Source organism: Protofrankia sp. CiP1_Cm_nod2, from assembly GCF_920664355.1.
Classification (GTDB): domain Bacteria; phylum Actinomycetota; class Actinomycetes; order Frankiales; family Frankiaceae; genus Protofrankia.
The window spans coordinates 10,940-14,502 of sequence record NZ_CAKKTL010000101.1 but is presented as its reverse complement, the minus strand read 5'-3'; the positions used below and the strand labels follow the sequence as shown (position 1 = coordinate 14,502).

Annotated in this window: 2 protein-coding genes; both read right to left on the bottom strand. The window is 71.9% G+C overall.

Features of this window, described 5'->3' with window-relative positions; translation table 11 throughout:
* Positions 1-308 precede the first annotated feature (308 nt).
* Positions 309-2,249 carry a 1-deoxy-D-xylulose-5-phosphate synthase gene (dxs, locus tag NBW84_RS12995; protein ID WP_250284903.1) on the bottom strand — a complete coding sequence of 647 codons (1,941 nt, stop codon included), beginning with the start codon at positions 2,247-2,249 and terminating at the stop codon, positions 309-311.
* Positions 2,250-2,510: 261 nt separating this feature from the next.
* The coding region (locus NBW84_RS12990) for a class I SAM-dependent RNA methyltransferase (RefSeq protein ID WP_445548705.1) at positions 2,511-3,563 on the bottom strand (1,053 nt) is incomplete at its 5' end.

Sequence of the window (3,563 nt, the reverse complement as noted above, 5' to 3'; positions counted from 1 at the left end):
CCGGGCTGGGGCCCTGCTCCGTGGGATGGCGGCCCGCCGTCCGACGGCCACGGACGTCAGCAGGCCGCATCCACCGCATCGTCCCAGCCTAGAGCCCTGGCGCCCCGCACCTTCCGGCGGCACGGAAGAAGCATGATCGCGCCACCACCGGGCCGCCGCCGGCTCCGGGCCGCCGACACATCGGACTCAGCCGAGGCTGTAGGTGGAAACTGTTGCCACGACAGCACTTTCCACCTACGGATTCCGCTGTTGTAGGTGGAAACCGTCGTCATGACAGCGGTTTCCACCTACGGATTCCGTTGACCGGGTCAGCGCTGGCCGGCGGAGGTTTCCTTCTCGGCTTCCTCGGTCTCGCCTTCGAGAACCGGTGTGCGGCCGGCGACCATCTCGACGATCCGGCGGGCGAGCTCCTGGGCGGACAGGCCGATGTCGGCCATGACCTGGTCACGCTTGCCCTGGTCGAGGAAGGTCTGCGGGATACCGAAGTCCCGCAGCGGGACGTCCACGTCGGCGTCGCGCAGCAGCTGCGCGAGCGTCGAGCCGACCCCGCCGACCCGGCCGTTGTCCTCGACCGTGACCACCAGCGAGTGTGCCCGGGCCAGGTCGACGAGCTCCGGGGCGAGTGGCTTGACCCACCGCGGGTCGACGACGGTGATCCCGATGCCGTGGCTGGCGACCCGTTCGGCGACCTGCAGGCAGGTCGCCGCCATCGCGCCGACGGCCACCAGCAGCACGTCCCGGGTCGGGGTGACCTCCGGCGAGCGGTAGAGGACGTCGACCGTCCCGACCCGGTCGATCGCGGGGATGTCAGCGTTGATCTTGCCCTTGGAGAACCGCACCACCGACGGCCCGTCGGTGATCGCCACCGCCTCCCGCAGCTGGGCGCGCAGCGTGGACGCGTCCCGTGGCGCGGCCAGCGCCAGCCCGGGCACGAGCTGGAGGAAGGACATGTCCCACATGCCGTTGTGGGACGGCCCGTCCTCGCCGGTGACACCGGCGCGGTCCAGCACGAAGGTCACCGGCAGCCGGTGCAGGGCGACGTCCATCAGCACCTGGTCGAACGCCCGGTTGAGGAACGTCGCGTAGACGCACACCACCGGCTTGATGCCGCCGAGGGCCAGGCCCGCGGCCGAGGTCACCGCGTGCTGCTCGGCGATGCCCACGTCGAACACCCGGTCCGGGAAGGTGGCGGCGAACTTCTTCAGGCCGACCGGCTGCAGCATGGCGGCGGTGAGCGTGACCACGTCCGGCCGCTCGTGGCCGATCTGGACGATCTCGTCCGCGAAGACGCTCGTCCAGCTGGTGCCACCGCCGGCCGCGGTGGGCTTGCCGGTGCTCGGGTCGATCACCCCGACGGCGTGGAAGCAGTCGGCGTCGTCCTGCTCGGCGGCCGGGTAGCCGAAGCCCTTGCGGGTGACGCAGTGGACGATGACGGGCCCGCCGAAGTCACGGGCGCGCCGCAGCGCGGTCTCCAGCGCGTGGACGTCGTGCCCGTCCACCGGCCCGACGTACTTCAGGCCGAGGTCCTCGAACATGCCCTGCGGCTGGACGACGTCCTTGATGCCCCGCTTGATGCCGTGCAGGGCGTCGTACAGCGGCGGGCCGACCAGCGGGGTGCGCCCGAGGACCTGCTTGACGACGTCGAGGACCTGCTCGTACTCGGGAGCGAGCCGCAGCGAGGCCAGGTGGTCGGCCAGCCCGCCGATCGTCGGCGCGTAGGAGCGCCCGTTGTCGTTGACAACAATGATCACCGGACGGTCGGCGGCGGCGATGTTGTTCATCGCCTCCCAGCACATGCCGCCGGTCAGGGCGCCGTCACCGACGACCGCCACGACCGAGCGGGACTCCCCGCGCAGCGCGTACGCCCGCGCCAGCCCGTCGGCGTAGGACAGCGCCGTGGACGCGTGGGAGTTCTCGATGATGTCGTGCGGCGACTCCGCCTGGCTCGGGTACCCGGACAGGCCACCGCGCTGGCGCAGGTTCACGAAGTCGTCCGCGCGACCTGTAAGGATCTTGTGGACGTACGACTGGTGACCGGTGTCCCACAGGATCCGGTCGTGCGGCGAGTCGAACACCCGGTGGATGGCCAGCGTCAGCTCGACGGCCCCGAGGTTGGGCCCGAGATGACCGCCGGTGCGAGCCACCGCGTGGATGAGAAAGTCACGGATCTCCGCCGCCAGAGCGGGAAGGTCCTCGGCTGCGAGTTTTTTCAGATCGTGCGGATTGCGGACGGTCGACAGAAGCGACACCGGCACTTCCTCTCCGTGCACTCCCTCCCCCCTTTGTGAGGGGATCCGGCCCCGGACGCGCTCAGTCTACGCAGGTCAGGGGATCATTCACGGTCACGGAGCGGACATGTGAGCACGTTCCAAACGGGCCCCAACCAGGGCAGCCGGCGCCTACGATGCGTGGTTTGCCCTGTTCCGCGGCTACGCCGGAGCGTGCATGCCCTGTTTTTCCCCGGCGTGTCACCGCGTTGACGGGTACGTCACCGCCATGTTCGCCCACCGTCATCCCAGACGCCTCCCTTGCCGGCTTCCACCGCCCGGAGCGGCCAGGATCGCCACGCACTCCACGTGGGCGGTCATCGGGAAGAGATCGAACGCCCGCAACGTGACGAGCGAATAGCCCTGCGCGACCGCCACGGCAAGATCGCGTGCGAGGGACGCCGGATCGCAGGACACGTACGCGACAGCCCGCGGCCTCAGGGCCAGCAGCGCCCGCATCACGGCCCGGCCGGCACCCGCCCGGGGCGGGTCGAGGACCGCGATGTCGGCGCCGGCGCCGGCCAGCCCGCGCAGGGAGCCCGGTGAGACCCGGACGCCGCGCAGCGACACCTGCGGCAGGCCGGTGAGGCTGCGCGCGGCCGACGCCACCGCCGCCGGATCCGACTCCATCGCCACGACCGTGCCATCCGGGCCGACGGCCTCCGCGAGCGCGGCGGCGAACAGGCCCGCGCCGGCGTACAGGTCGAGCGCTCGCTCCCCCGCGCGGGGCGCCAGGCCAGTGAGCACCGCGTCCACCAGCGTCTCGGGCGCGCCGGGGTGCACCTGCCAGAACACCCCCGGGCCGAGCCGGAACCGACGGCCGCGCACCACCTCGACGATCTCGCCCTCGGCGCCGGGACCGCTTCCCGGACCGGACGGACCGCCAGCGCCAGAGACAGCGCCAGCACCAGGGGCAGCGTCAGAGGCAGAGACGGCACCAGAGGCGGAGAGTGCGCCAGAGCCTGCGCCAGCAGCAGAGCCGGAACCGGAGTCAGCGCCGACGCCGGCTGGAACACCGGCGGCGGACGGGGTGCCGAAGACGCGGTCGGCGCCGGTACCGGCGGGCACGTCCGGGAGCCGGGTGACGATGGCGGTGCCGCTCGACACGCTCGCGGCGACCTCGATCTCACCCGCGGAGATCTCGCCCACGGACCCGGCCCGGGCCTTGGGATCGGTGCGGAAGCCGGCACCGGGACCGACATCGAAACGATGATCGGCATCGCTACGGGGGCCGGTCGCGAGGGCGGCCGTGCCGGTGTCGGCCTGGGCCTTGGAGCCGACGTCGGCGTCGGCCTG